Origin of the sequence: Streptosporangium sp. NPDC049248 (assembly GCF_040678965.1) — a bacterium.
Taxonomy (GTDB): domain Bacteria; phylum Actinomycetota; class Actinomycetes; order Streptosporangiales; family Streptosporangiaceae; genus Streptosporangium; species Streptosporangium fukuiense.
Genome location: NZ_JBFAQY010000010.1, coordinates 81,809 through 105,569, shown reverse-complemented (window position 1 = coordinate 105,569; position 23,761 = coordinate 81,809). Strand labels below are relative to the sequence as shown.

Genomic DNA, 23,761 nt, shown 5'->3' with positions numbered 1-23,761 from the left:
TCCGTGCGGGACAAGGATTTTGTGTATGTATGAAAGTAGGACCCCCTGTGGAACCCGTGGCGGGCAGTAGCCGTACCGGCCGGAATCTCCCCGCTGCGGTGGCGGTAGGTCTCGCCTTGGCGGCGGTCACCATAGCCTCACTCTACTTCGTAAAGGTGCTCTTCCTCGTCGTGGTGATCGCGGCGGTGGGCGTCGGAGTGACGGAGCTGGTCAGGTCGTTCGAGGAAAGGGACATCAGGATCCCGCTGATCCCGGTTCTGGTCGGCATGGCCGCCATGCTGACCGGCGCCTACTGGGGCGGGCCCGCCGCTCTGGTCGGCGTCTTCGCGATGACCGTGCTGGTGTTGATGATCTGGCGGATGTTCCTGGGCACCGAGAACTACGTCCGCGACATCACCGCGACCGTCCTGGTCGTCGTCTATCCCTCCCTGCTCGCGGGGTTCGCGGCGCTGCTTCTCGCCCACCCGACCAAGGGCGCGGACCTGGTGCTCGTCTTCATCGCCACCACGGTCGCGAGCGACATCGGTGGATATTTCGCCGGGATATCCCTTGGCAGGCACAAGATGTCCCCGACGATCAGTCCGAAGAAGACCTGGGAGGGCTTCGCCGGCTCGGCACTGGCCTGCATGGCCGTGGGCGGCTGGCTGGTGGCGTGGCTGCTGAAGGACGACATCTGGAAGGGTGTCCTCCTCGGCGCGGTCGTGGTGGTCTTCGCCACCCTCGGTGACCTGGTCGAGTCGGTGATCAAGCGTGACCTCGGCGTCAAGGACATGAGCAGCGTGCTTCCCGGCCACGGCGGCATGATGGACCGCCTCGACTCCCTCGTCGTGGCGCTGATTCCGGTCTGGGTGCTGTTCACCCTGCTGCTGTGAGGGGGCTTCATCCGGTCCCGGTGAGCCGGGTCGCCGACAGGCGCGGAAGCACCGCCCGGTACCCCTCGGCCGAGACCAGGTTCAGCTCGTCCGGCGTTATCGGGATGAGCCAGAGCCACTGGACGGAGTCCCCGCCGAAGGAGAAGCCCGACAGGTCGGGCAGCCCCGGTAGTCCGGTCAGCATCATGACCCCGCCGTAGGCGGAGCCGAGCGGGAAGGTCTCCGGCCGGTGGTACCACCTGGCGGTGTGGCCGTGACCCAGCCAGGTGACCGAGTGCCAGGGGTACTGTGCCAGCCACAGGAAGAGCCGGGCCGCGTCACGGGCGTCGCCGGGGGTGGCGACGGCGAGTTCGACCCGGGCGTAGGCGTCGGGCCGGTCGATGTACTGCTCGACGGTGGGCATCCGCTGGCAGCTCATCCCGACGGTGGACAGGATCGTGTACTCCCGGTCCCGCTCCGGCGGTCGCTCGGTGATGCCCACCGTGGGCATCCGCTCGCCTCCGGCGTCCCAGAACCGGCCCGCGGTGCCGGCCCTGCGGTCCAGATGGCCCATCACGAACTGCTGGAACGACGCCCAGGCGCCGTCGCCGCCCCGCCACTCCCAGTAGGCGCGGGCCTTGGCGATCCGGGAGGCCAGGCCGTCGTGGGCCTCCTCCAGCGACCAGGCGAGCGGGGACTCGCCCAGCGCGTCGCGGCAGTAGCCGGGCATTCCCCGGTTCATGTCCGCCCAGCCGGGAATGACCGCGAGCAACTCCTCGTTCTCGTACAGGGCGACGCCGTCGCCCTCCTCGAACCACAGCGCCCGCAGCGCGCCCAGGGGGCCTCTGCCGTCAGGGTGCCGGGTGTTCGCCCGAGGGGCGGTCGGCGGGAGTGCGGAGTCCAGCCGGTCCCGGTCGAGCCCTTCGGGAGCGGGGCCGTGATTGGCCAGCCAGACGGCTCCGTGCACCTCCCCCTGCGAACCGCACAGGTAAGCTACCGAGGAAGTCTCGTCGCGTTCGACCACCAGGGTGCGGCTCCGGTAGGGATTGACGTCGGTGAGCACGACCTCGACGCCGTCTCCCCGCTCTCCCGTGGGGCGGTTTGTCGCCATACCTCCGGACTCTAGATTACGGTCGGGCACCGCTTCGAGTATTCGCGTAACCGTCGAGAGAAGGCATTGGACGTGTCGACTGCCAGTCCGTCCGGGACCCCCGTACCCGGCCAGCTCACCTTCGTGGCGCCGCGCCGGGCCAAGCCCGCCCGCCACCTGGCCGATCTGACCATGGCCGAGCGCCGGGCGGCGGTCACCGAGCTGGGCGAGAAGCCGTTCCGTGCCGACCAGCTCTCCCGGCACTACTTCGAGAAGCTCAACGGCGACCCCGCGCTGATGACGGATCTTCCGGCCGCCGCCAGGGAGAAGTTCGCCGCCGCGTTCTTCCCCAGCCTGCTGACCTCCGTCCGGGAGATGACCACCGACGCCGGCACCACCCGTAAGACGCTGTGGCGGCTCTTCGACGGCGCGCTGGTCGAGTCGGTGCTGATGCGCTACACCGACCGTACGACCATGTGCGTGTCCTCGCAGGCGGGCTGCGGCATGAACTGCCCGTTCTGCGCCACCGGCCAGGCGGGTCTGACCCGCAACATGACCACCGCCGAGATCGTCGAGCAGGTTGTGGCCGGAGCGCGGGCGCTGGCCGCCGGTGAGGTTCCCGGCGGTCCCGGGCGGGTCAGCAACGTGGTCTTCATGGGCATGGGCGAGCCGCTGGCCAACTACAAGGCCGTGGTCGGCGCCGTCCGCCGCATGGTCGAGCCCGCGCCCGACGGCCTGGGCATCTCCGCCCGGGGGATCACCGTCTCCACGGTCGGTCTGGTCCCGGCGATCGGCAAGCTCGCCGGGGAGGGGCTGCCGGTGACGCTGGCGCTCTCGCTGCACGCCCCCGACGACGAGCTCCGCGACACCCTGGTGCCGATCAACACCCGGTGGAAGGTCGCCGAGGTCCTCGACGCGGCCTGGGACTACGCGGCCAGGACCAAGCGCCGGGTCTCCATCGAGTACGCGCTGATCAAGGACATCAACGACCAGGAGTGGCGGGCCGACCTGCTCGGCAAACTGATCAAGAACAAGCTCGTGCACGTCAACCTGATCCCGCTCAACCCGACCCCGGGTTCCAAGTGGACCGCCTCCCGGCCCCAGGACGAGCGGGCCTTCGTCCGGCGCCTGGAGTTCCACGGTGTGCCGGTGACGGTCCGCGACACCCGCGGCCGCGAGATCGACGGCGCCTGCGGCCAGCTCGCCGCCGCCGAGTAACCTCCCTTTCTCTTACGGCTGCGCCCCCGAGGCGCCGACCGCCGCCCGGCGTACTCCCGCCGGGCGGCGCTCCTCTCCCGTCCGCGCTCCCCGCCACATCGTCGTTCGGCGCGGCGCGGCGCGGCGCGGCTCGTCCGGACGTGGTGCCGGCCATGTCGATCCGGTCAGCGCATCGCCGTGCGGCCCGGCCTGATCCGAATGGATCCCCACCCCGCCCGGCATGTCCACGCCCGAGCCGGCCAGCGGTCAGGAAAATAGCGACCGCCCTGCCACATAGATGGCGACCGATCTGTCAGCGACCCAGCGACTAACCTGTCAGCAAACTAGCGGCTATCCTGTCAGCAGGCTTTGGCTGTGCCATGCTTATCCGATGGTCAGCGGCTCACGGACTCCTCTTGGCAGGGTCCTTCCACGGCATGCGGAAAGAGCCGTTGAAGAGGCTCTGGCCGACACCCGCGTCACCCTCGTCACTGGGGCGCGCCAGTGCGGTAAGAGCACTCTGGTCCGGCTTCTCGCCAAGGGGCGCGCGGGAGAGTGGCGCAATCTCGACACCCCTGCCGCCCGCCAGGCCGCGATCACCGACCCCGCCGGTTTCGTCGCGTTCCCCGAGCTGATGGTCATCGACGAGATCCAGCGGGTCCCCGAGCTGTTGCTCGCCATCAAGGAACAGGTGGACGCCGACCCGAGACCGGGCCGCTATCTGCTGACCGGATCAGCCCGGGTGCTCGGGCTCCGGGCGCTTCCTGACGCCCTGCCCGGCCGGATGGAGACCATCGAGCTGTGGCCTTTCTCGCAAGGCGAGATCGACGGCACGGCCGATGGGTTCGTGGACGCGCTCTTCGCCGAGCGCGATGACCTGCACCACACGTCGGAGACCAGCCGCGCCGAGTACGCGGAGCGGGTTGTCCGAGGTGGATTTCCCGAGGCGGTGTCACGATCCAACGTCCGCAGACGGGAGCGGTTCCTCGACTCGTACGTCGCGGACCTCATTGCGCGAGACGTGAGTCAGTTGGCGGAGATCGAGCGAACAGCGGAGATGCGGGCTCTGATCCGGCTGCTGGCCGCTAGGTCGGGCCAGCTGCTGGTCCCCGGTTCCCTGAGCAACGGGATCGGGCTGTCCGCGAGCACGGTCCATCGCTACCTGGGGCTGCTGGAAGAGGTCTTCCTGATCAAGCGGATCCCCGCCTGGTCGCGCAACCTCGGCAGCCGTGCGATCGGGACGCCCAAGATGGCCTTCGTCGACTCGGGGATCGCGGCCAACCTTCTGGGAGCCGACTCACGGAGCCTGGTCCGTCCCGAAGGCGCGTTCGGCCCGCTTCTGGAGGGCTTTGTTCTTATGGAGTTGGCTCGCCAGCTCACCTGGTCCGAAGAGCGCGTGGAGTTGTTCCACTACCGGACCAAGGACAAGGTGGAGGTGGACGCCGTCCTGGAGAACAGGCAGGGACTCGTGGTCGGCATAGAGGTGAAGGCATCCTCTACCGTGCGGCCGGATGACTTCAAGGGATTGCGCCACCTCGCGAACCGGCTTGGTGATGATTTCGCGGTGGGGGTTGTTCTCTATACCGGGACGCAGACGCTTCCGTTCGGTGAGCGGATGCGTGCCATGCCGGTGAGCACTCTCTGGGAGGTCGGCGCTTCGTGAGCCGGGTCCTTTAGGGATTCAGGCGGCGCAGGCGTGCGTACAGGGTGAGGCCCGCGGCGGTCCAGAACAGGGTGGCGGCGGAGACGGGGAGCAGCACCTCGTCGAGCAGGCCGTCGTTGGCGGCGCGCATCCAGGGCATGATCGGCACCGAGAGGCGGCCCACGGGGGTCAGGCTGATCAGCAGCAGGGCGAGGTAGCCGCCGAACAGGGCGAGCATCGAGACCGCGGGGGAGGCCAGGATCGACCGGCTGGTCAGCGCGCCCAGCGCGGTCCCGGCGCTCACGCCGAGCAGGTGCAGCGCGATGCCGCCTGCCAGGTCGGCGGGGGCGGGCGTGGCGGCGAAGCCGTGGATCAGCGGGAGCCCGATCGCGATCGTCGCCAGGCCGAGGTTGACCGTCAGCGCGGCGAGCAGTCCGGCCCCGATCTCACGGCCCGGTCGCCCGGCCGCCGTCATGGAGATCAGCCGCTGGGTCGGGGGCTCGGTGTCGAGCAGCCCGCGGGAGGCCCAGGCGAAGATGAGGATCAGCATTCCGGCCGAGTCGGCGTACGCGGACAGCTCCTTGCCGGGCGGGGTCAGCGTGGCGGAGAAGATGGCCAGCATTATCAGGAGCCCGATCACCGGCTGGAACAGCCGGTGCGACCGGGCGTAGGCGGAGAGCTTGAAACGCGCGAGATGGATCATGATGACCGCCTGGTGAGATAGCCGTCGGCGCGGAGCTTCTGTTCCACCTCGTCGGCGTCGCCGGCGTCCACGATCACCTCGATGACCGCCTGGCGTGCCGACGGCTCGGGCACCCGGGGCGGCAGGCGGTCGGCGTCCCGTGGGTGAGCGGGCCGGATGTCGGCCGGGCGCGCTCCGGGCTCGGGCGTGTGCGGGGTGACGGTGGCGTCGGCGACGAGCCAGTGGACGGCGCCGGGGAAGGTCTGGAGCTGGTTCTGGTGGTCGCTGACCACGACCATGCCGCCGGCCGAGGAGATCTCGTCGATGATCAGGGGAAGTTCGGCGCGGGTCTGCTCGTCCAGTCCGGCGAAGGGTTCGTCCAGGATCAGCAGGTCCGGCGGGGTCAGTAGCGCCTGGATGAGCCCGATCTTCTGCGCGCTGCCCTTGGACAGGTCGCCCAGCGGTTGCTCCAGGAGGTGGGAGGCGTTCAGGCGTCCGGCCAGTTCCACGGCGGAGGCGGGGGAGCCGCCCCGGATCCTGGACATGTGGGCCAGGTAGGCGGCGACGGTGAACGGCTGGTCGGTGGGGAACACGTCGGGGGCGTAGCCCACGGTGCCGGGCCGGTCGGAGACCGAGCCGTGGGAAGGGGGGAGGAATCCCGCGAGCAGCCGCAGCAGCGTCGACTTCCCGGCGCCGTTGTGGCCGGTGACCTCGGTGACGGAACCCGGGTGGAGCGAGAGCTCGACGTCCTTCAGGATCCAGGGGCCTCGGCGGGAGTATCGGAAGGACACCTGGGAGAGCCGCATAAGCGGTCACCATACCGGGATCATTCACTTATCGGGGGAATCTCCGGCGTCACGTCGGCCGCGCCGGAACGCTCCGCTCCCGCACGGTTTCGACGCCCGCCACGGCCCTCGACCCCGTTCGCGACACTGTTCCGATTACTCGCTTTTACCCGGCAATTCCCCTCAGAATGGAGGTCATCGACTGAAAGGCCAATAGGCGAGAGGCGAAAGGACGCGGGGTTGAACCGCTTTCCACGGGTTCTCGGGGTGCGTACGGGATATGACCCCGATCAGGTGGATCTGCTGGTCCGCCGGATCGAGGGCACCCTCGGCAGGGGCGCCCCGGAGGGGGAGCCGATCACCGCGGACGAGATCCGCGACGCCCGTTTCCGCACGAAGCTCGGCGGCTACCACGAGATCGCCGTCGACTTCGCGCTGGAGGCCTTCATCGTGGCGATCGAGACTCGGCCCACCGGGGCGGACGGACGTCCGATCGTTCCCGCGCGCCGGCAGCCCGTGCCCTGGCCGACCGCGCCCCAGGAACAGGAGTGGGCACAGCGCGCCGAGCCGCCGCTCCGGGATCCGGAAGCGGCCCCGGTCGCCCGGCATCCCGGAGCCACCGAGCGGGAACCGGTGGCCGTCGCCCGGCATCCTGGAGCGGCCGGGTGGGAGCCGGTGGCCGGCGGGTCGCCGGAACCGCTCGGCGCCGACGAGATCGAGGAGCACGCCGTCCGGGTCGAGCGGGCCGCCTTCAGGCCCGGACGGCTCGGCATGGGCTACAACGAGGACCAGGTCGACACCTTCCTCGACCGGATCGTGGCCACCCTGCGCGGCACCACCGACCAGCCCCTCACCCCCGACGAGGTGCGCGGAGCGAGGTTCGCCACGGTGCTGCTGAGGCCGGGCTACGCGGTCGGCGAGGTCGACGAGTTCCTCGCCGACCTGGCGGGTGTCCTTGAGGCCCGCCTCGGCCGTTGAGGTGTCAGCGGGTGCCCCAGGAGTAGGTCTGCTTGTGCAGCTTGAGGTAGACGAAGGTCTCGGTGGCGCGGACCGTGGGGATGGCCCGGATCTTGCCGAGGATCTCCAGGAGGTGCTGGTCGCTCTCGCAGACGACCTCGACCATGATGTCGAGCGACCCGGCGGTCAGCACCACGTAGTCGATCTCCTTTATGGCCGACAGCTCGTTGGCCACGATCTCCAGGTCGCCCTCGCACTTGATGCCGATCATGGCCTGGCGGGAGAAGCCCAGGGTCAACGGGTCGGTCACCGCGACGATCTGCATGACTCCCGCGTCGATCAGGCGCTGGACCCGCTGGCGTACCGCCGCCTCGGACAACCCCACGGCCTTGCCGATGGCGGCATAGGGCTTGCGCCCGTCCGCCTGCAGCTGTTCGATGATCTGCTTGGAGATCTCGTCGAGGACGACGGGGCCTGACCTGGCGTCGTTGTCGCGGCGTACCTTGGGTGGCGTCGTCATCCGCGCTCCCTGGCGTCATATTGCGGGGCTGTTTCCGGCGTGTTGCGGCTCCGATGCGACATGCTGTCACTTTCGGGCCGTCTGTCAAGCGATTTCGTAGCAATTTGGTATCTTAACAACGAAATCCCTTGTCGTACGGCTCTTGCTCTGTAAGAGTCGCGACAACTCAGCCCCGATCCATAGGAGGCCGACGGTGACCACCCCGGTTGAGACCAGTGAGCTCCCCCGCCTGAAGAACTACGTCAACGGTGAGCTCGTGGAGGCCCGGAGCGGCCGGTTCTCCGACGTCATCGACCCCTGCACCGGAGAGACCTACCTTAGTGCTCCCATCTCCGGTGCCGAGGACGTCGACGCCGCCTACGCCGCCGCTGCCGCCGCGTTCGAGTCGTGGGGGCGGACCACTCCGGGCGAGCGCGCCAACCTGCTCCTGAAGGTGGCCGACGCGATCGAGGCGCGGGCCGAGGAGCTGAACGAGGCCGAGTGCCTCAACACCGGCAAGCCGCGCGCCCGGATGGCCGAGGACGAGACCCCGGTCGCCGCCGACCACTTCCGCTTCTTCGCCGGCGCCGCCCGCACCCTGGAGGGGCCGACCTCCGGTGAGTTCCTGGCCGAGCACACCTCGGTCATCAGGCACGAGCCGATCGGCGTGGTGGGCCAGGTGACGCCGTGGAACTACCCGATGATGATGGCGGTCTGGAAGATCGCCCCGGCGCTCGCCGCGGGTAACACCGTCGTGCTCAAGCCCTCCGACACCACCCCCGTCTCCACGGTCAAGCTGGCCGAGATCCTCGGCGAGGTCCTGCCGAAGGGCGTCTTCAACGTCGTCGTCGGCGACCGGGAGACCGGCGCGCTGGTCGTCGGCCACCCGACCGCGTCGATGGTCGCGATCACCGGTTCCGTCGGCGCCGGCATGGCCGTGGCCAGGAGCGCCGCCGAGGACCTCAAGCGGGTCCACCTGGAGCTGGGCGGCAAGGCGCCCGTCATCGTGTTCGACGACGTCAAGGACCTCAAGGCCGCCGCCGAGTCCATCGCCACCGCGGGCCTGTACAACGCCGGCCAGGACTGCACCGCGGCCTGCCGCGTGCTGGTCCACGAGGACGCCCACGACGAGTTCGTCACCGCGCTCACCGAGGCGGTGGCGAGCACCGTGACGGGCGACCTCTCCGACACGGAGGCCCTGTACGGCCCGCTCAACAACGCCGAGCAGCTGGCCCGCGTCACCGGCTTCCTCGACCGGGTCCCCGGCCACGCCAAGGTCCTGACCGGCGGGAACCGGGTCGGCGAGCGGGGCTACTTCTTCGCTCCCACGCTCGTCGACGGCCTGAGGCAGGACGACGAGATGGTGCAGAACGAGGTGTTCGGGCCGGTCATCACGGTCCAGACCTTCTCCGACGAGGCGGACGCGGTGGCCAAGGCCAACGACGTCAGGTACGGCCTGTCGGGCTCGGTGTGGACCTCCGACCACGGTCGGGCGATGCGGGTGTCGAACCGTCTCGAATTCGGTGTCGTCTGGGTCAACACTCACATCCCATTCGTCTCAGAAATGCCGCACGGAGGCTTCAAGCACTCCGGTTACGGCAAGGATTTGTCCGTTTTTGGCCTGCACGACTACCTTCGCGTCAAGCACGTCATGCACTACATCGGCGAATAGCCGCGAACAGAGGGATAAGCCTGGCATGACCGAAATCCAGGTGGGTGCGGAGGCGGCCGACGCCGCCTCTCGCTCGCCCCAAACGCCCGCGATCGAACTTGATGGGGTCGTCAAGGAGTATGTCTCCCACGGCGAGGTCGTCCAGGCGGTCAAGGGGGTCACCCTGACGATCGCCGAGGGGGAGTTCTTCTCGCTCCTCGGCCCCTCGGGCTGTGGCAAGACCACCACCATGCGAATGATCGCCGGGTTCGAGGATCCGTCGCGGGGCAACGTGCGGCTGCACGGCCAGGACGTCACCAACGTCCCCCCCAACAAGCGCGACGTCAACATGGTCTTCCAGTCGTACGCCCTCTTCCCGCACATGAACGTCTGGGAGAACGTCGCCTTCGGCCTCAGGCGCAAGAAGGTGGCCGAGGCCGAGATCAAGCGCCGCGTCGGCGAGATCCTGGAGATCGTCGACCTCACCGGGCGCGAGAAGCGCCGCCCCCGTGAGATGTCCGGGGGCCAGCAGCAGCGGGTCGCCCTGGCGCGGGCCCTGGTCAACAAGCCCCGGGCGCTCCTGCTGGACGAGCCGCTCGGCGCCCTCGACCTCAAGCTCCGCCAGGCCATGCAGATCGAGCTCAAGCGCATCCAGCGTGAGGTCGGCATCACCTTCGTGTACGTCACCCACGACCAGAGCGAGGCGCTCACCATGAGTGACCGCATCGCGGTCATGAACGACGGCATGGTCGAGCAGCTGGGCACCCCGAGAGAGATCTACGAGCGGCCGGCGACCACCTTCGTGGCCGGCTTCATCGGCACGTCCAACCTGCTCAGCGGCACCGTCGACCGTCTCCGGTCCGGTTTCGCGGTGCTTAGGCTGGGCGATGAGGACCAGGTGCTCACCGAGGGCGGATCGTTCGCGGCCGGGGAAGCGATCGCGATCACGGTGCGCCCGGAGAAGATCAGTATTTCCACCGAGGAGCCCACCGGAGACCTCAGCGTCGTACGAGGCGTCGTCTCCGAGGTGGTCTACCTGGGGCTCTACAACTCCTACACGGTCAGTCTGGCCCAGGGGGCAGAGATGACCGTCTTCCAGCAGAACGCGCTCGACAGCACGAGTACGGCGGAGCGTGGCGACGCCGTTTGGCTGTCGTGGCGGCCGCAGCACTCGTACGCGATCGGAAGTTGAGTCCGCTATGTACTCCCGCATGAACCCCGCCTTCCTGCGTGGCATGACGCAGAGCCGCTCCGTCACCCGCCGTGACGCCCTCCGCCTGGGGGGAATGTCGGCCGCCGGTCTGGCCCTCGCCGCCTGCGGCGTGCAGGGCAAGAAGGTGGAGGCGCCCCGGCAGGACGCCGTCGCCGAGTACTGGGGCTCCAAGAAGAAGAACGGCACGCTGCGCTTCGCCAACTGGCCGCTCTACATCGACAAGGACGGCAAGCGGTACCCGTCCCTGGAGATGTTCGAGGCCGACACCGGCATCAAGGTGACCTACACGGAGGCCATCCAGGACATCCCCACGTTCTTCGGCAAGATCCAGCCGCTGCTCGCCGCCAACAACGACATCGGCTACGACCTGATGGTCCTGACCAACGGCCTGCAGCTGTCCAAGGCCATCGCGCTGGGCTACCTCGTTCCGCTCGACCACTCCAAGCTGCCGAACTTCGCCGCCAACGCCACCTCCGTGGTCAAGAACCCCACCTGGGACCCGAACAACGCCCACACGGTCCCGTGGGCGGGCGGCCTTACCGGCATCGCCTACAACCCCAAGTACGTGGACGATGTCAAGAGCGTCGCCGACCTGTGGAACCCCAAGTACAAGGGCAAGGTCGGCATGATGCTCGACACCCAGGAGGTCGCCAACTTCGGCATGTTCGCCCTGGGCATCGACCCCGACAAGTCGACCGAGGCCGACTGGAGGAAGGCGGGGGAGAAGCTCAAGCAGCAGCGCGACGCGGGTCTGGTGCGCAAGTACTACGAGAACGACTACGTCGACGCCCTGGCCAGGGGAGACATCTGGATCACCATGGCCTGGTCGGGTGACATCTTCCAGCAGGTCGCCGAGGGCAAGGACCTGAGGTTCGTGGTGCCCGAGGAGGGCGGCACGATCTGGACGGACAACCTGTGCATCCCGAAGACCTCGCAGAACCCGGTCGACGCGCTGACCTTCATGGACTACGTCTACCAGCCGAAGATCGCCACGATGCTGGTCGAGGCCATCAACTACATCACGCCGGTCTCCTCCGCCAAGGACCTGGTCCTCGCCGACGCCGCCAAGGCCACCGGCAAGGAGAAGGCGGCGCTGGAGCAGATCGCCGAGAGCCCGATGATCTTCCCCTCGGAGGCGGACATGGCCAAGCTGCGGTCGTACAAGAAGCTGAACCCGGGTGAGGAGAAGGTCTTCGAGGACATCTTCCAGCCGATCACGCAGGGTTAGGCCGATGAGAGAGCGAACCAGACGGGAAGGGGCAAGCGGCCGGTGAAACGCCTCGCCCCCTACCTGCTCATCCTGCCCGGCGGACTCTGGCTGGCGATCTTCCTGGTGGTGCCGATGGTCTTCATGGCCTCGGTCTCCACCCAGGAGGGCGACGTGGTCAACGGGTTCGTCCAGACGTTCAACTTCTCGGTGTACGGCGACGCCCTGGTGCAGTACAGGACCCAGTTCCTGCGCTCGGCCGGGTACGGGCTGGTCGCGACCGTCGTCTCCATCGCGCTGGCCTACCCGATGGCCTACTGGATCGCGTTCAAGGGCGGCAACCGCAAGTCCACCTACCTGCTGCTGGTGCTGCTGCCGTTCTTCGTCTCCTTCGTGCTGCGCACGGTGTCCTGGCGGTTCCTGCTCGCCGACGACGGCATGCTGCTCTCGCCGCTCAAGTCGGCAGGACTGCTGCCCGAGGACTTCCACGTGCTGCAGACGACGTTCGCGGTGATCGGCGGCCTGGTCTACAACTACCTGCCGTTCATGATCCTGCCGATCTACGTCGCGCTGGAGCGGGTGGACCCCAAGGTGGTCGAGGCCGCCCAGGACCTGTACGCGGCCAAGCGCGAGGCGTTCACCAAGATCGTGCTGCCGCTCTCGCTGCCCGGCGTGTTCGCCGGGGTGCTGATGACGTTCGTCCCGATGACCGCGGACTACGTCAACGCCGGCATCCTCGGCGGCCCGGAGAACACGATGATCGGCAACATCATCCAGACCGAGTACCTGGTCAACAACGACTACCCGACCGCCGCCGCGCTGTCGTTCACGCTGATGGCGGCGATGCTGATCGGCATCTTCGCCTACGCCAAGGCGCTCGGTACCGAGAACGTCCTGGAGGCGGCGGCCCGATGAGCCCTGACACCCTCCGCGGGGTGAGCGCCCGCGAAACCGAGGTCCCCGGCGAGGCGCCCACCAGGCGGAGGTCCCCGCTGAACACGAGGCGGCTGGGTGACCGGCTGCTCCGGGCCTACGTCTGGCTGATCATCGCCTGGCTGTTCCTGCCGATCGCAGTCATGATCGTTTTCGGCTTCAACGACACCCAGAGCAAGTCGAACGTGACCTGGCAGGGCTTCACCCTCAGGTGGTGGGGCCGCCTGGACGAGTATCCCGAACTGGTCACGGCGGTGCTCAACTCGCTCAAGATCGCCGTGCTCGCCACGGTGATCACGACGCTGATCGGCACGCTCATGGGCCTGGCCCTGGGCCGCTACCGCTTCCGCGGGCAGGGCGCGACCAACCTGGTGATGTTCGCCGCGATCGCCTCGCCCGAACTCGTCATGGGCGCCTCGCTGCTCTCGCTGTTCATCAGCGCCGGCGTGCAGACCGGCTTCGCGACCGTGGTCATCGCGCACGTGCTCTTCTCGCTCTCCTTCGTGGCGATCACCGTGCGCGCCCGGGTGATCGGGCTCGACCGGTCGATCGAGGAGGCGGCGCGCGACCTGGGCGCGTCCACCTGGACCACGTTCTGGCGGATCACCTTCCCGATGATCCTGCCCGGTGTCGTCTCCGGCGCGCTGCTGGCCTTCGCGCTCTCCATCGACGACTTCGTGATCACCCAGTTCACCAGTGGTGCCACCCAGACGTTCCCGCTGTGGATCTGGGGTGCCACCCGTATCGGGGTGCCGCCTCAGGTCAACATCCTCGGGACGCTTATATTCGCGGTAGGCGTCGCCATCGCCGTGTTCAACACGGTCAGCTCGCGCCGCCGCACCTAGCCGCCGTCAAGCCCCGTGCCCTCACCGGGTGGCGCGGGGCTTCGGTGTACCCAGACCCCGGACGGTCCACGGCACAGAACAGGGAGGCGAGATCGGATTCAGGCGGGGGGAACCCGCGCGTGATCTTCACGACCACGCGATACACACAGAGAAAACCTGACTCACGTAGGGAAGTGAGATTTGTGGATCCGCTGAAGGCTCTTGCTGATGCGGAGCGCAAGCCGTACTGGCTCGACAGTCCGGCGAAACCCGAGCCGCTGACGCGGCTCTTCGGTGAGACGAGCGCCGACCTGGCAGTGGTCGGCGGAGGATTCTCAGGGCTCTGGACCGCCCTGATGGCCAAGGAACGCGACCCGTCGCTCGACGTCGTCCTGCTTGAGGGACGGAGGGTCGGCTGGGCGGCGTCCGGCCGCAACGGCGGCTTCGCGATGGCCACCCTCACCCACGGCATCGCCAACGGGCTGGAGCGCTGGCCCGAGGAGATCTCCACGCTGGAACGCCTCGGCGTCGACAACCTCGACGAGCTCGGCGAGGCCGTGGCCAGGTACGGCATCGACTGCGGTTACGAGCGCACCGGCGAACTGCACGTGGCCACCGAGCCGTGGCAGCTGGAGGAGATGAACCAGAGCCTCGACATCGCCCGCGAGCTGGGCGCCCGCTTCGACGTCCTCGACGCGGAGGAGATCCGGGCGGAGGTGAACTCGCCCACCTACATCGGTGGCCACTGGGAGCGCGACGGCTGTGCCATGCTCGACCCCGCCCGGCTGGCCTGGGGGCTTCGGGAGGCCTGCCTCTCGATGGGCGTGCGCATCTACGAGCGCACGCCGGTACGCACCATGAAGGACACCCCGGCGAGCCTGGACCTGCGTACCCCGCACGGCATGGTCAGGGCGCGCAACGTCGCGCTCGGCACGGGGGTGTTCCAGCCGCTGCTGCGGCGGCTGAGGCACCTCCTCGTGCCGGTCTACGACTACGCGCTGATGACCGAGCCGCTCTCCGCCGACCAGCTGGCCTCGGTGGGCTGGCAGAACCGGCAGGGAGTCGGGGACGCGGCCAACCAGTTCCACTACTACCGGCTGACCGAGGACAACCGGATCCTCTGGGGCGGCTACGACGCGGTCTACTACAACGGCGGCATGATCAAGCCCGAGTACGAGCAGCGCGACGAGACCTTCGTCAAGCTGGCCGAACACTTCTCCACCACCTTCCCCCAGCTGTCCGGGCTGCGCTTCACCCACAGGTGGGGCGGGGTCATCGACACCTGCAGCCGGTTCAGCGCCTTCTACGGCCGGTCGCACGGCGGGCGCCTGGCCTACGCCGCCGGGTACACCGGCATGGGCGTCGGCGCGACCCGGTTCGGCGCGAACGTCATGCTCGACCTGCTCGCCGGTGAGCGGACCGAGCGGACCGAGCTGCGGATGGTCAAGGAGAAGCCCGTCCCGTTCCCGCCCGAGCCGGTCCGCTCGGTCGGGATCCAGATGACCCGCTGGTCGATCGCCCAGGCCGACCTGCACCAGGGCCGCCGCAACCTCTGGCTGCGCACCCTGGACCGGATGGGCCTCGGGTTCGACTCCTAGGGACTGTCCCCGGCCTCGGCCGGGGACAGTCGTTGGCTTCCGGCACGCGGGCCGTACAGACTTGCACCATGTCGGAAAAGGTGAAGTTCACCGCCGGCGGGGTCACCCTCGCCGGCGACCTGCGGGTCCCGGTGGCACCGGGCCCGCACCCCGGCCTGGTCCTCACCGGCCCGTTCACCGGGACCCGGGACCAGGTCACCGGCCTGTACGCGTCCCGGCTGGCCGGAGCGGGATATGTGACGCTGGCGTTCGACCACCGCAACTGGGGCGAGTCGGGCGGTGAGCCGCGCAACCACGAGGACGCGCAGGGCAAGCTGGAGGACCTGCGGGCCGCGGTCTCGCTGCTGCGCTCGCGGCCCGAGGTGGACGGCGGCAGGATCGGCGCGGTCGGGATCTGCCTCGGCGCGGGCTACGCGCTCAGGTTCACCGCGTTCGACCCCCGGGTGAAGGCGTTCGCGGGCGTCGCGGGGGCGTACAGCAACCCCTACGGCATGCGCGCGGGGATGTCGCCCGACGGGTACCAGCGGGCGCTGGCCTCCTGCACGGAGGTGCTGGAGCGGCAGGACAGGGGCGGTGCGGTGGAGTATCTGCCCGCGGTGGCCGAGGAGGGCGAGGCGGCCATGCCGGGCGACGAGCCGTTCGCCTACTACGGCACCTCCCGAGGCGCCTCGGCGTACTGGGGCAACACGGTGACCCGGGCCTCGGTCCGAGAGCTGATCACCCTGGACAACATGACGGGCGCCGACTTCCTGTCCCCCAAGCCGGGCCTCATCGTGCACGGCGTGGTCGATCGCCTCTGTTCGCCCGAGGGAGCCGAGGAGGCCTACCGGCGGATGGACGCCCCCAAGAGGCTCGTCTGGCTGGACACCCGGCTCCATATCGACCTCTACGACACCGAGCCACACGTCACCCGGGCGGTCGAGGCGGTCGCCACGTTCTTCGGAGAGCACCTCTGAACGCGATGTACGTCCTCGGACTGGACGTCGGCGGCACGTCCTCACGGGCGCTCCTGATCGACGCCGACGGCCGGCGGGCCGGATACGGCGTGGCCGGGGGCGGTAACCCGGCGGCCCACGGCAACGCCGTCGCCGTCGCCAACATCGGCCTGGCCCTGCGGCAGGCCCTGCACGGGATCGACCCGGTCCCGGTGGCGGGGGCGGTCATCGGGATGGCGGGCGCCGGGGCGCTGGACCGCCTGGTGTTCGACCCCATGTGGGCCTCGGCCGGCCTGCGCGTCCGGCCCCGGCTCACCGGCGATCTGGGCATCGCCTTCGCCGCCGGCACGGCCGAGCCGCGCGGCACCGTGCTCATCGCCGGGACCGGGGCGATCGCCGCCAGGATCGAGGACGGCGAGCCCGTGATGATCGCCGACGGGCTCGGCTGGCTCCTGGGCGACCAGGGCTCCGGCTTCTGGCTGGGCAGGCAGGCGGCCCGTGTCGCCGCCCACGCCCTCAGCAGGGGGGAGGCGGGTGGGACGTTGACCCGCCTCGTCGTCGACGCCCTGCTGGGGGGCGAGCCGCTCCCGCGAGAGAGAGCCGGGGGGACGGCGGAGGAGATGCGGGAGCTGGCGATCAAGCTGGTGGTCCGCGCCCAGTCGCGGCCCACGCTGGAGCTGGCCAGGCTCGCCCCGCTGGTCAGCCGGGCGGCGGCCGAGGGCGACCCGGCCGCGCTGGAGATCGCCTCCACCGCCGCCCGGCTGCTCTGCGAGACGGTGGCCGAGGTCCGCCCGGCGGGCGAGAGGAGCCCGATCGTGCTGGCCGGCAGCGTGCTGACCGGCGAGGGCCCTGTCGGCCCCGCGGTACGGGAGAGGCTCGGGGCCGCGACGGTCATCGCGGGCGACGGCGCGGGCGCGGCGGCGTGGCTGGCCGGGCGGGAGGCGTTCGGCTGGGACCCGGCGACCGCCGCGCGGCTGCACGCCCGCATCGTCTCCGGCGACTGATCCCGGCGGCCGGCCGGGAGCGGACGCGCTCTCGGCCGGCCGCCCCTCGCCGCCGGAGAGGAGACCGGCCGGCCGTACCGGACCGAGAACCGGGGCCGGTCTGTCAGCCGTCGCCGGAACCCGAGCGGAGCGGGTCGGCGTCCCGGTCGTCCGGGGTGGTGACGCCGCGCCCGACGATGGGGCGCAGCACGTCCAGCACCGTCGGGTCCTCGATGGTCGAGGGGACGGGCTCGTCGGCGCCCTCGGCGATGCCGCGCATGGTCTTGCGCAGGATCTTCCCCGACCTGGTCTTCGGCAGCGCCGGGACCACGTCCACCTGTCTCAGCGCCGCCACCGCGCCCACCTGCTCGCGGACGGCCAGGATCAGCTCGGCCCGCAGGGTCTCGACGTCGACCGCCGCCCCACTCTTCAGCACCACGAAGCCACGGGGGACCTGCCCCTTCAGCTCGTCGGCGACCCCGATCACCGCGCACTCGGCCACCGCCGGGTGCGCGGCCAGCACCGCCTCCATGGATCCCGTCGACAGCCGGTGCCCGGCCACGTTGATCACGTCGTCGGTGCGGCCCATCACGAAGAGGTAGCCGTCCTCGTCGAGGTAGCCGCCGTCGCCGGTCAGGTAGTAGCCGGGGAAGGCCGACAGGTAGGACTTCACGTAGCGCTCGTCGTCCTGCCAGAGCGTGGGGAGGGTGCCGGGCGGGAGCGGGAGCCGGATGCAGATCGCGCCCTCCTCGCCGGGGGCGCACTCGGTGCCCGAGGAGCGCAGCACGCGCACGTCGTAGCCGGGGACGGGCACGGTGGGGGAGCCCGGCTTGACCGGCATGGGTTCCAGGCCGCGCAGGTTGGCCGCGACGGGCCAGCCGGTCTCGGTCTGCCACCAGTTGTCGACGACCGGGACGCCGAGCTTCTCCGCCGCCCAGTGGTAGGTGTCGGGGTCCAGACGCTCCCCGGCGAGGAAGAGCGTCCGCAGCGACGAGATGTCATGGTCGCGCAGCAGGGCCGCCTCCGGGTCGGTCTTCCTGATCGCGCGGAACGCGGTCGGCGCGGTGAACAGCGCGTTCACCCGGTGCTCGGCGATCACCCGCCAGAACGCGCCCGCGTCGGGGGTGCCGACCGGCTTGCCCTCGTACAGCACCGTCGTGGCGCCCCGCAGCAGCGGCCCGTACACGATGTAGGAGTGCCCGACCACCCAGCCGATGTCGGATGCCGCCCAGAACACCTCGCCGGGCGCGATGTCGTAGACGTTGGCCATGCTCCACAGCAGCGCCGCCGCGTGCCCGCCGTTGTCGCGTACCACGCCCTTCGGCCGCCCGGTGGTGCCGCTGGTGTAGAGGATGTAGAGCGGGTCGGTCGCCTTCACCGGCACACAGCCGGCGGGTTCGGCCTCCGCGCTCGCCCAGTCGACGTCCCGTCCGGGCACCAGCTCCGCCGGGGCCTGCTCGCGCTGGAGGATCACGCAGTGCGCGGGCCGGTGCCCGGCCAGGTCGAGCGCGGCGTCGAGCATCGGCTTGTACGGCACCACGCGGGTGGGCTCGATCCCGCAGGAGGCCGAGACGACCACCTTGGGGCGCGCGTCGTCGATCCTGGCCGCCAGTTCCTTGGGCGCGAACCCGCCGAACACCACCGAGTGCACGGCTCCCAGCCGCGCGCACGCCAGCATGGCGATCACCGACTCGGGCACCATCGGCATGTAGATCACCACTCGGTCGCCCTGTTCCACCCCGAGGTGGCGCAGCACCCCGGCGAACCTGGCGACCTCGTCGCGCAGTTCGGCGTAGGTGTGGCGCCTGCCGGTGCCGGTCACCGGGCTGTCGTAGATCAGCGCGACCCGGTCGCCGTGGCCCGCCTCGACGTGCCGGTCCAGCGCGTTGTGGCAGGTGTTCAGCTCGCCGTCGGGAAACCACCGGTAGAAGGGCGGAGCCCCGGAGTCCAGCACCTCGCGCGGAGGCCTGCTCCAGGTGACCGCCTCGGCGGCCTCGGCCCAGAAGTCCTCCGGGTCGGTGATACTGCGGGCAAACGCGTCAGCGTACGACATCAGGCCATCATGCTCTTCCGGGAGGCGCCCGGTCGAGGCCCCTCTCCGACCTTCGGGTGCGGAGAGACATGAAGACGGGTATTGGGCCGTCTCTGGTTTTTGGAGAGTTTTGCCGACTTCGTGACTGCCGAGGTCAGCGGGGTGCCATCCGGAGCGCGCCGTCCATCCGGATGACCTCGCCGTTGAGGTAGTCGTGGTGGATGATCGTCAGTGCCAGGTGGGCGTACTCGTTCGGGCGGGCCGGCCTCCGCGGGAACGGAACGCCGGCCGCCAGATCCTCCCGGAACTCCGCGGAGACCGTGGCCAGCATCGGCGTCTCCACCATGCCCGGGGCGATGGTGTTGACCCGGATGCCGTACTGGGCGAGGTCGCGCGCCGCGGGCAGGGTCAGCCCGACGATGCCGCCCTTGGACGAGGAGTACGCGGCCTGCCCGATCTGCCCCTCGTAGGCGGCGACCGAGGCGGTGTTGACGATCACGCCGCGCTGGCCGTGCTCGTCCGGCTCGGTGCGGGCGATCGCCTCGGCGGCCAGGGCGAGCACGTTGAAGGTCCCGACGAGGTTGACCTGCACGACGCGCGCGTACAGGTCGAGGTCGTGCACGCCTTTCCTGCCCAGGATCCGCGCCGACGGGCCGATGCCCGCGCAGTTGACGACCGCGCGCAGCGGCCGGCCGGCGGCGGCCGTCGCGACGGAGGCCCGCACCTCCTCGGGGCTGGTGACGTCGGTGGGGATGTACTCCACCCCCGGTACCGGGTCCACGACGTCGATGCTCTGCTTGAGATCGAACACGAAGACCTGCGCGTCCTCCTTGGCCAGCAGGTCGGCGGTCGCGGCGCCGAGACCGGAGGCCCCGCCGGTGACGATCACTGCGGTGTCGGCGACCTGCATCAGTGCTTCTCCCTGCTGACCGCGGTGATCACGGGTGGGGTGTTCCTGGCGAGCGAGCGGCCGATGACCATGCGCTGGATCTGGTTGGTGCCCTCGAAGATCTGCATGACCTTCGCCTCGCGCATGTAACGCTCCACCGGGAAGTCGCGGGTGTAGCCGTAGCCGCCCAGCACCTGGACGGCGTCGGTGGTGACCTTCATGGCGTTGTCGGTGGCGACCATCTTGGCGATGGACGCCTCCCGGCCGAACGGCAGGCCGAGGTCCTTCAGCCGGGCGGCGTGCAGCGTCATCGCGCGGGCGGTCTGCACGGCCGCCTCCATGTCGGCCAGCAGGAACGCCAGGCCCTGGTGCTCGATGATCGGCCTGCCGAACGTCGAGCGTTCCTTCGCGTACGTCACGGCGTGGTCCAGGGCGCCTTGGGCCAGGCCGGTGGCGACGGCGGCGATGCCCATCCGGCCGGAGTCGAGGGCGGCCAGCGCGATGCCGAGGCCGTCGCCCTCCGCGCCGATCCTGCGCTCGGCCGGCACCCGTACGCCGTCCAGCCGCATCGTCGCGGTCGGAGAGGCGGTCAGGCCCATCTTGTGCTCGGGCGGGTCGGCGCTCAGGCCCTCGGCGCCGGCCGGGACGAGGAAGCAGGAGATGCCCCTGGGGTCGTCCGAGGTCCGCGCCATCACCGTGTAGAAGTCGGCGTGCCCGCCGTGCGTGGTCCACGCCTTCGCGCCGGTGAGCACGTAGTCGTCACCGTCGCGGACGGCACGGGTGGTCATGGCTGCGGGGTCGGAGCCGGCCTGCGGCTCGCTCAGGCAGTACGCGCCGAGCAGTTCGCCGCCGAGCATGTCGGGCAGCCAGGTCCGCCGCTGCTCGTCGGTGCCGAAGTTGAACAGTCCGAAGCACGACAACACGTGCACGCTGGTGCCGACGGCGACGCTGGACCAGACCCGGGCGACCTCCTCCAGCACCTGCAGGTACACCTCGTAGGGCTGACCGCCGCCGCCGTACTCCTCGGGGTAGGGCAGGCCGAGGACGCCCATCGCGCCGAGCGTGCGGAACACGTCGCGCGGGAAGTCCTCGTCCGCCTCGGCCTTCGCGACCCGGGGGGCCAGCTTCCCGTCGGCGAGGTCCCGGACGATCTCGATCAGGTCGGCACTCTCTTCGCTTGGCATGACACGCGATGCGGGCATCGAAGCTTCCTTTGGAGTACGAAAACAAGTACTAAAGTATCAGAAATTGTACTGTTCGCTAGGGGCTGCCCTAGAGTCGGTGTCATGCCGTCGCCCGACAGGACTCGCACCCGGCGCGAGGAGACACTGGCACAGCTCCGCGAGCTGTTCCTGGCCGAGGGATTCGCGTCGTTCAACATCGGCGACCTCGCCGAGCGGCTGCGCTGCTCCCGGACCACCCTGTACGCGGTGGCGCCCAGCAAGGAGCAGATCGTGGTGGCCGCCGTCCGCTCGTTCTTCAAGGCGGCGGCCGAGCGCATCGGGGTCCGGGTCGCCGCCTCCGGCGACCCGGCCCGGCAGCTCGCCGTCTACCTGGAGGCCGTCGCCGCGGAGCTGCAGCCCGCCTCGGCCGCGTTCCTCGCGGACGTGGCCGCCTTCGGCCCGGCCAACGAGGTCTACCAGGAGAACACCCGGTACGCCGCGGAGCGGGTACAGAGCCTGGTGACGGAGGGGGTCAGGGCCGGGGTGCTGCGTCCGATCCACGCGTCGTTCGTGGGGGCCGCGGTGGCCGAGGTCATGAACTCCATCCAGCGCGGCGCCATCCAGTCGGCCACCGGGTTCGACGCCGCGCAGGCCTACCGGCACCTCGCCGACCTGGTCCTCGCCGGTCTGACCAGCGCACCGGTGGACGAGCAGGCGGTCACCGGGACCTGGGTGCGGTACGAGGTCGCCGACGGGGTGGCGACCATAGAGCTCGACCGGCCGGAGTCCTCCAACGCGCTGGACCTGCCCATGGCGCGGGCGCTCGGCGACGCCGCCGCGGCCGCCGCGGCCGACCCGGGGGTACGCTGCGTGCTGCTGCTCGGCCGCGGCCGCGACTTCTGCGCCGGCGGGGACGTCAGCGCGACGCACGGCGCCGCGGACCGCGCCGGCTACGTGCTGGAGCTGGCCCGGACGGCGCACCGCGCGGTGCTGACCCTCGCCGGGCTGGAGGTCCCCGTCGTGGCCGCCGTCCAGGGCGTGGCGGCGGGCGCGGGACTGGCCCTCACCCTGGTGGCCGACGTGGTGCTCGCCGGCGAGTCGGCGACGTTCCTGACCGCGTACGCCCAGGCGAGCCTGACCCCGGACTGCGGCACGTCCTGGCTGCTGCCGCAGGTGGTGGGGCTGCGCCGGGCGCTCGCGCTGACGTTGACCGATCGCCGGCTGACGGCAGGGGAGGCCGCCGACTGGGGGCTGGTCACCGACGTCCACCCCGACGAGGAACTCGTCGAGTCGGCCCGGCAGTCCGCGGCGCGGATCGCGGCCGGGCCGTTCCCGGCGCTCGGCCGGACCCGGCGCCTGCTCCGGGACGCCCCGGCGCGGTCGCTGGCCGACCAGCTCGGCATCGAGGCCGCGATGATCGCCGAGGCCGCCGCGTCCGCCGCGGCCGGGCCCGGCTCGACGCGTTCGTGAACGGCAAGCGCAAGTAGAGAGGCGGGAACCCGATGAAGGACGGCCCCCTGGCGGGACTGAGAGTGGTGGAACTGGCCGGGCTCGGCCCGGTCCCGCACGCGGCCATGGTGCTCGCCGACCTTGGCGCCGACGTGGTCCGGATCGAACGGCCGGCGGGCCGCGGGCTCCGGCTCGGCGCCCCGGACGCGACCGACGCCGTGCTGCGCGGCCGGCGCCCGGTCCACGCCGATCTGAAGTCCGCCGACGGGCGGGCCGTCGTCCTCGGCCTCGCCGAACGCGCGGACGTACTGATCGAGGGCCTGCGCCCCGGTGTGGTGGAACGGCTCGGCGTGGGCCCGGACGCCTGCCTGGCCCGCAACCCCGGCCTGGTCTACGCCCGGATGACCGGGTGGGGTCAGGACGGGCCGTGGGCCGGCCAGGTCGGCCACGACATCAACTACATCGGCCTGACCGGCGCGCTGCACGCCATGGGCCGCGCGGACCGGGCCCCGGTGCCGCCGCTCAACCTGGTCGGCGACTTCGGCGGCGGGTCCATGCTGCTGCTCGTCGGCGTGCTGGCCGCGCTGTTCGAACGGTACCGGTCCGGCCGCGGCCAGGTGGTCGACGCCGCCATGGTCGACGGGACCGCGCTGCTCAGCCAGATGACCCTCGCCCTGCGCGGCATGGGCGCCTGGCGCGACGAACGGGAGGGCAACCTGCTCGACGGCGCCGCGCCCTTCTACGACACCTACACCTGCGCCGGCGGCGGGTTCGTCGCGGTGGGTGCGCTGGAGCCGCACTTCTACGCGGCGCTGCTGGCCGGGCTGGACATCGACCCGGCCGAACTGGGCGAGCAGAACGATCCGGCCGGCTGGCCGGCGATGCGCAAGCGGTTCACCGCCGCGTTCGCCTCCCGCACCCGCGACGAGTGGGCCGCGCACTTCGCCGGCACCGACGCGTGCGTCACCCCGGTGCTCAGCTTCGCCGAGGCCCCCGCCCACCCGCACCTGGCGGCCCGCGGCACGTACGCCGAGGCGGACGGCGTGCTCCAGGCGGCCCCGGCGCCCAGGTTCTCCCGCACCCCGGCCGCCCCGGTGGCCCCGGTGCCGCGGACGGCGGCCGACGCGGCGGACGTGCTGCGCGAGTGGGGGCAGCCGGGCGACTGACCGCCGGGCGGCACC

General features: G+C 70.4%; 21 protein-coding genes. 14 read left to right on the top strand and 7 right to left on the bottom strand.

Annotated elements, in window-relative coordinates:
- The first annotated feature begins 29 nt into the window (after window positions 1-29).
- The gene (locus AB0K21_RS20085; protein WP_364151823.1) at window positions 30-872 is read left to right on the top strand and encodes a phosphatidate cytidylyltransferase; all 843 of its coding nucleotides are present in this window, start codon (window positions 30-32) and stop codon (window positions 870-872) included.
- Between the two features lie 7 nt (window positions 873-879).
- Here AB0K21_RS20085 and AB0K21_RS20080 read toward each other — a convergent pair whose 3' ends face one another.
- Complete coding sequence (locus AB0K21_RS20080) at window positions 880-1,962, bottom strand: suppressor of fused domain protein (RefSeq protein ID WP_364151820.1); 1,083 nt, start codon at window positions 1,960-1,962, stop codon at window positions 880-882.
- A gap of 72 nt (window positions 1,963-2,034) precedes the next feature.
- Here AB0K21_RS20080 and rlmN point away from each other — a divergent pair, with 72 nt between their 5' ends.
- Complete coding sequence (gene rlmN, locus AB0K21_RS20075; protein WP_343971762.1) at window positions 2,035-3,159, top strand: 23S rRNA (adenine(2503)-C(2))-methyltransferase RlmN; 1,125 nt, start codon at window positions 2,035-2,037, stop codon at window positions 3,157-3,159.
- Between the two features lie 370 nt (window positions 3,160-3,529).
- On the top strand, window positions 3,530-4,801 hold the full coding sequence (locus tag AB0K21_RS20070) for an ATP-binding protein (RefSeq protein ID WP_364151817.1): 1,272 nt from the start codon (window positions 3,530-3,532) through the stop codon (window positions 4,799-4,801).
- A 10-nt stretch (window positions 4,802-4,811) separates the two neighbouring features.
- Here the strand turns inward: AB0K21_RS20070 and AB0K21_RS20065 are convergent, their stop codons facing one another.
- Both AB0K21_RS20065 and AB0K21_RS20060 read right to left on the bottom strand, forming a co-directional pair.
- Window positions 4,812-5,483, bottom strand: a complete 672-nt coding sequence (locus tag AB0K21_RS20065) for a hypothetical protein (RefSeq protein ID WP_364151814.1) — start codon at window positions 5,481-5,483, stop codon at window positions 4,812-4,814.
- On the bottom strand, window positions 5,480-6,268 hold the full coding sequence (locus AB0K21_RS20060; protein WP_364151811.1) for an ATP-binding cassette domain-containing protein: 789 nt from the start codon (window positions 6,266-6,268) through the stop codon (window positions 5,480-5,482). The genes AB0K21_RS20065 and AB0K21_RS20060 overlap by 4 nt, the downstream gene beginning before the upstream one ends.
- Before the next feature lie 246 nt (window positions 6,269-6,514).
- On the opposite strand from AB0K21_RS20060, the gene AB0K21_RS20055 reads away from it, so the two are divergent.
- Entirely contained in the window at window positions 6,515-7,225 is a 711-nt protein-coding gene (locus AB0K21_RS20055; RefSeq protein WP_343971750.1) for a DivIVA domain-containing protein, read from the top strand.
- A 4-nt stretch (window positions 7,226-7,229) separates the two neighbouring features.
- On the opposite strand, the gene AB0K21_RS20050 is transcribed toward AB0K21_RS20055, so the two are convergent.
- Window positions 7,230-7,724 (bottom strand): Lrp/AsnC family transcriptional regulator, encoded by a 495-nt coding sequence (locus tag AB0K21_RS20050; protein WP_030906137.1) that lies wholly within the window; start codon window positions 7,722-7,724, stop codon window positions 7,230-7,232.
- Between the two features lie 193 nt (window positions 7,725-7,917).
- On the opposite strand from AB0K21_RS20050, the gene AB0K21_RS20045 reads away from it, so the two are divergent.
- From AB0K21_RS20045 to AB0K21_RS20010, 8 genes are all read left to right on the top strand, one after another.
- Window positions 7,918-9,375 (top strand): gamma-aminobutyraldehyde dehydrogenase, encoded by a 1,458-nt coding sequence (locus AB0K21_RS20045; RefSeq protein WP_343971741.1) that lies wholly within the window; start codon window positions 7,918-7,920, stop codon window positions 9,373-9,375.
- A 25-nt stretch (window positions 9,376-9,400) separates the two neighbouring features.
- The gene (locus AB0K21_RS20040) at window positions 9,401-10,546 is read left to right on the top strand and encodes an ABC transporter ATP-binding protein (RefSeq protein ID WP_343971738.1); all 1,146 of its coding nucleotides are present in this window, start codon (window positions 9,401-9,403) and stop codon (window positions 10,544-10,546) included.
- A gap of 19 nt (window positions 10,547-10,565) precedes the next feature.
- Window positions 10,566-11,795: a spermidine/putrescine ABC transporter substrate-binding protein gene (locus tag AB0K21_RS20035; RefSeq protein WP_364151805.1), complete on the top strand. Its 1,230-nt coding sequence runs from the start codon at window positions 10,566-10,568 to the stop codon at window positions 11,793-11,795.
- Window positions 11,796-11,837: 42 nt separating this feature from the next.
- The gene (locus AB0K21_RS20030) at window positions 11,838-12,689 is read left to right on the top strand and encodes an ABC transporter permease (protein WP_343971732.1); all 852 of its coding nucleotides are present in this window, start codon (window positions 11,838-11,840) and stop codon (window positions 12,687-12,689) included.
- Between the two features lie 77 nt (window positions 12,690-12,766).
- Window positions 12,767-13,552 carry an ABC transporter permease gene (locus AB0K21_RS20025; RefSeq protein WP_343972070.1) on the top strand — a complete coding sequence of 262 codons (786 nt, stop codon included), beginning with the start codon at window positions 12,767-12,769 and terminating at the stop codon, window positions 13,550-13,552.
- 182 nt (window positions 13,553-13,734) lie between these two features.
- Window positions 13,735-15,129, top strand: a complete 1,395-nt coding sequence (locus AB0K21_RS20020) for an FAD-dependent oxidoreductase (protein WP_343972067.1) — start codon at window positions 13,735-13,737, stop codon at window positions 15,127-15,129.
- A 68-nt stretch (window positions 15,130-15,197) separates the two neighbouring features.
- Entirely contained in the window at window positions 15,198-16,085 is an 888-nt protein-coding gene (locus AB0K21_RS20015; protein WP_343971729.1) for an alpha/beta hydrolase, read from the top strand.
- A 5-nt stretch (window positions 16,086-16,090) separates the two neighbouring features.
- Window positions 16,091-17,068: a BadF/BadG/BcrA/BcrD ATPase family protein gene (locus AB0K21_RS20010; RefSeq protein WP_364151801.1), complete on the top strand. Its 978-nt coding sequence runs from the start codon at window positions 16,091-16,093 to the stop codon at window positions 17,066-17,068.
- Window positions 17,069-17,171: 103 nt separating this feature from the next.
- Here AB0K21_RS20010 and AB0K21_RS20005 read toward each other — a convergent pair whose 3' ends face one another.
- The 3 genes from AB0K21_RS20005 to AB0K21_RS19995 form a co-directional block, all read right to left on the bottom strand.
- On the bottom strand, window positions 17,172-19,100 hold the full coding sequence (locus AB0K21_RS20005; RefSeq protein ID WP_343970214.1) for a propionyl-CoA synthetase: 1,929 nt from the start codon (window positions 19,098-19,100) through the stop codon (window positions 17,172-17,174).
- 133 nt (window positions 19,101-19,233) lie between these two features.
- Window positions 19,234-19,989 (bottom strand): SDR family NAD(P)-dependent oxidoreductase, encoded by a 756-nt coding sequence (locus tag AB0K21_RS20000; protein WP_343970217.1) that lies wholly within the window; start codon window positions 19,987-19,989, stop codon window positions 19,234-19,236.
- Window positions 19,989-21,170 (bottom strand): acyl-CoA dehydrogenase family protein, encoded by a 1,182-nt coding sequence (locus tag AB0K21_RS19995; protein ID WP_343970220.1) that lies wholly within the window; start codon window positions 21,168-21,170, stop codon window positions 19,989-19,991. Before AB0K21_RS19995 ends, AB0K21_RS20000 begins: the two co-directional genes overlap by 1 nt.
- A gap of 84 nt (window positions 21,171-21,254) precedes the next feature.
- Between AB0K21_RS19995 and AB0K21_RS19990 the strand changes: the two genes are divergently transcribed.
- Both AB0K21_RS19990 and AB0K21_RS19985 read left to right on the top strand, forming a co-directional pair.
- The gene (locus AB0K21_RS19990; RefSeq protein ID WP_364151796.1) at window positions 21,255-22,601 is read left to right on the top strand and encodes an enoyl-CoA hydratase-related protein; all 1,347 of its coding nucleotides are present in this window, start codon (window positions 21,255-21,257) and stop codon (window positions 22,599-22,601) included.
- 32 nt (window positions 22,602-22,633) lie between these two features.
- Window positions 22,634-23,746 (top strand): CaiB/BaiF CoA-transferase family protein, encoded by a 1,113-nt coding sequence (locus AB0K21_RS19985; protein WP_364151793.1) that lies wholly within the window; start codon window positions 22,634-22,636, stop codon window positions 23,744-23,746.
- Window positions 23,747-23,761 lie beyond the last annotated feature (15 nt).

What these genes read in the sequence shown, in the direction of transcription:
- AB0K21_RS20085 (WP_364151823.1), top strand. Translation starts at nt 30, where the DNA reads ATGAAAGTAGGACCCCCTGTGGAACCCGTGGCGGGCAGTAGCCGTACC.
- AB0K21_RS20080 (WP_364151820.1), bottom strand. Translation starts at nt 1,962, where the DNA reads ATGGCGACAAACCGCCCCACGGGAGAGCGGGGAGACGGCGTCGAGGTC.
- AB0K21_RS20070 (WP_364151817.1), top strand. Translation starts at nt 3,530, where the DNA reads ATGGTCAGCGGCTCACGGACTCCTCTTGGCAGGGTCCTTCCACGGCAT.
- AB0K21_RS20065 (WP_364151814.1), bottom strand. Translation starts at nt 5,483, where the DNA reads ATGATCCATCTCGCGCGTTTCAAGCTCTCCGCCTACGCCCGGTCGCAC.
- AB0K21_RS20060 (WP_364151811.1), bottom strand. Translation starts at nt 6,268, where the DNA reads ATGCGGCTCTCCCAGGTGTCCTTCCGATACTCCCGCCGAGGCCCCTGG.
- AB0K21_RS20050 (WP_030906137.1), bottom strand. Translation starts at nt 7,724, where the DNA reads ATGACGACGCCACCCAAGGTACGCCGCGACAACGACGCCAGGTCAGGC.
- AB0K21_RS20040 (WP_343971738.1), top strand. Translation starts at nt 9,401, where the DNA reads ATGACCGAAATCCAGGTGGGTGCGGAGGCGGCCGACGCCGCCTCTCGC.
- AB0K21_RS20035 (WP_364151805.1), top strand. Translation starts at nt 10,566, where the DNA reads ATGAACCCCGCCTTCCTGCGTGGCATGACGCAGAGCCGCTCCGTCACC.
- AB0K21_RS20015 (WP_343971729.1), top strand. Translation starts at nt 15,198, where the DNA reads ATGTCGGAAAAGGTGAAGTTCACCGCCGGCGGGGTCACCCTCGCCGGC.
- AB0K21_RS20010 (WP_364151801.1), top strand. Translation starts at nt 16,091, where the DNA reads ATGTACGTCCTCGGACTGGACGTCGGCGGCACGTCCTCACGGGCGCTC.
- AB0K21_RS20005 (WP_343970214.1), bottom strand. Translation starts at nt 19,100, where the DNA reads ATGTCGTACGCTGACGCGTTTGCCCGCAGTATCACCGACCCGGAGGAC.
- AB0K21_RS20000 (WP_343970217.1), bottom strand. Translation starts at nt 19,989, where the DNA reads ATGCAGGTCGCCGACACCGCAGTGATCGTCACCGGCGGGGCCTCCGGT.
- AB0K21_RS19995 (WP_343970220.1), bottom strand. Translation starts at nt 21,170, where the DNA reads ATGCCCGCATCGCGTGTCATGCCAAGCGAAGAGAGTGCCGACCTGATC.
- AB0K21_RS19990 (WP_364151796.1), top strand. Translation starts at nt 21,255, where the DNA reads ATGCCGTCGCCCGACAGGACTCGCACCCGGCGCGAGGAGACACTGGCA.
- AB0K21_RS19985 (WP_364151793.1), top strand. Translation starts at nt 22,634, where the DNA reads ATGAAGGACGGCCCCCTGGCGGGACTGAGAGTGGTGGAACTGGCCGGG.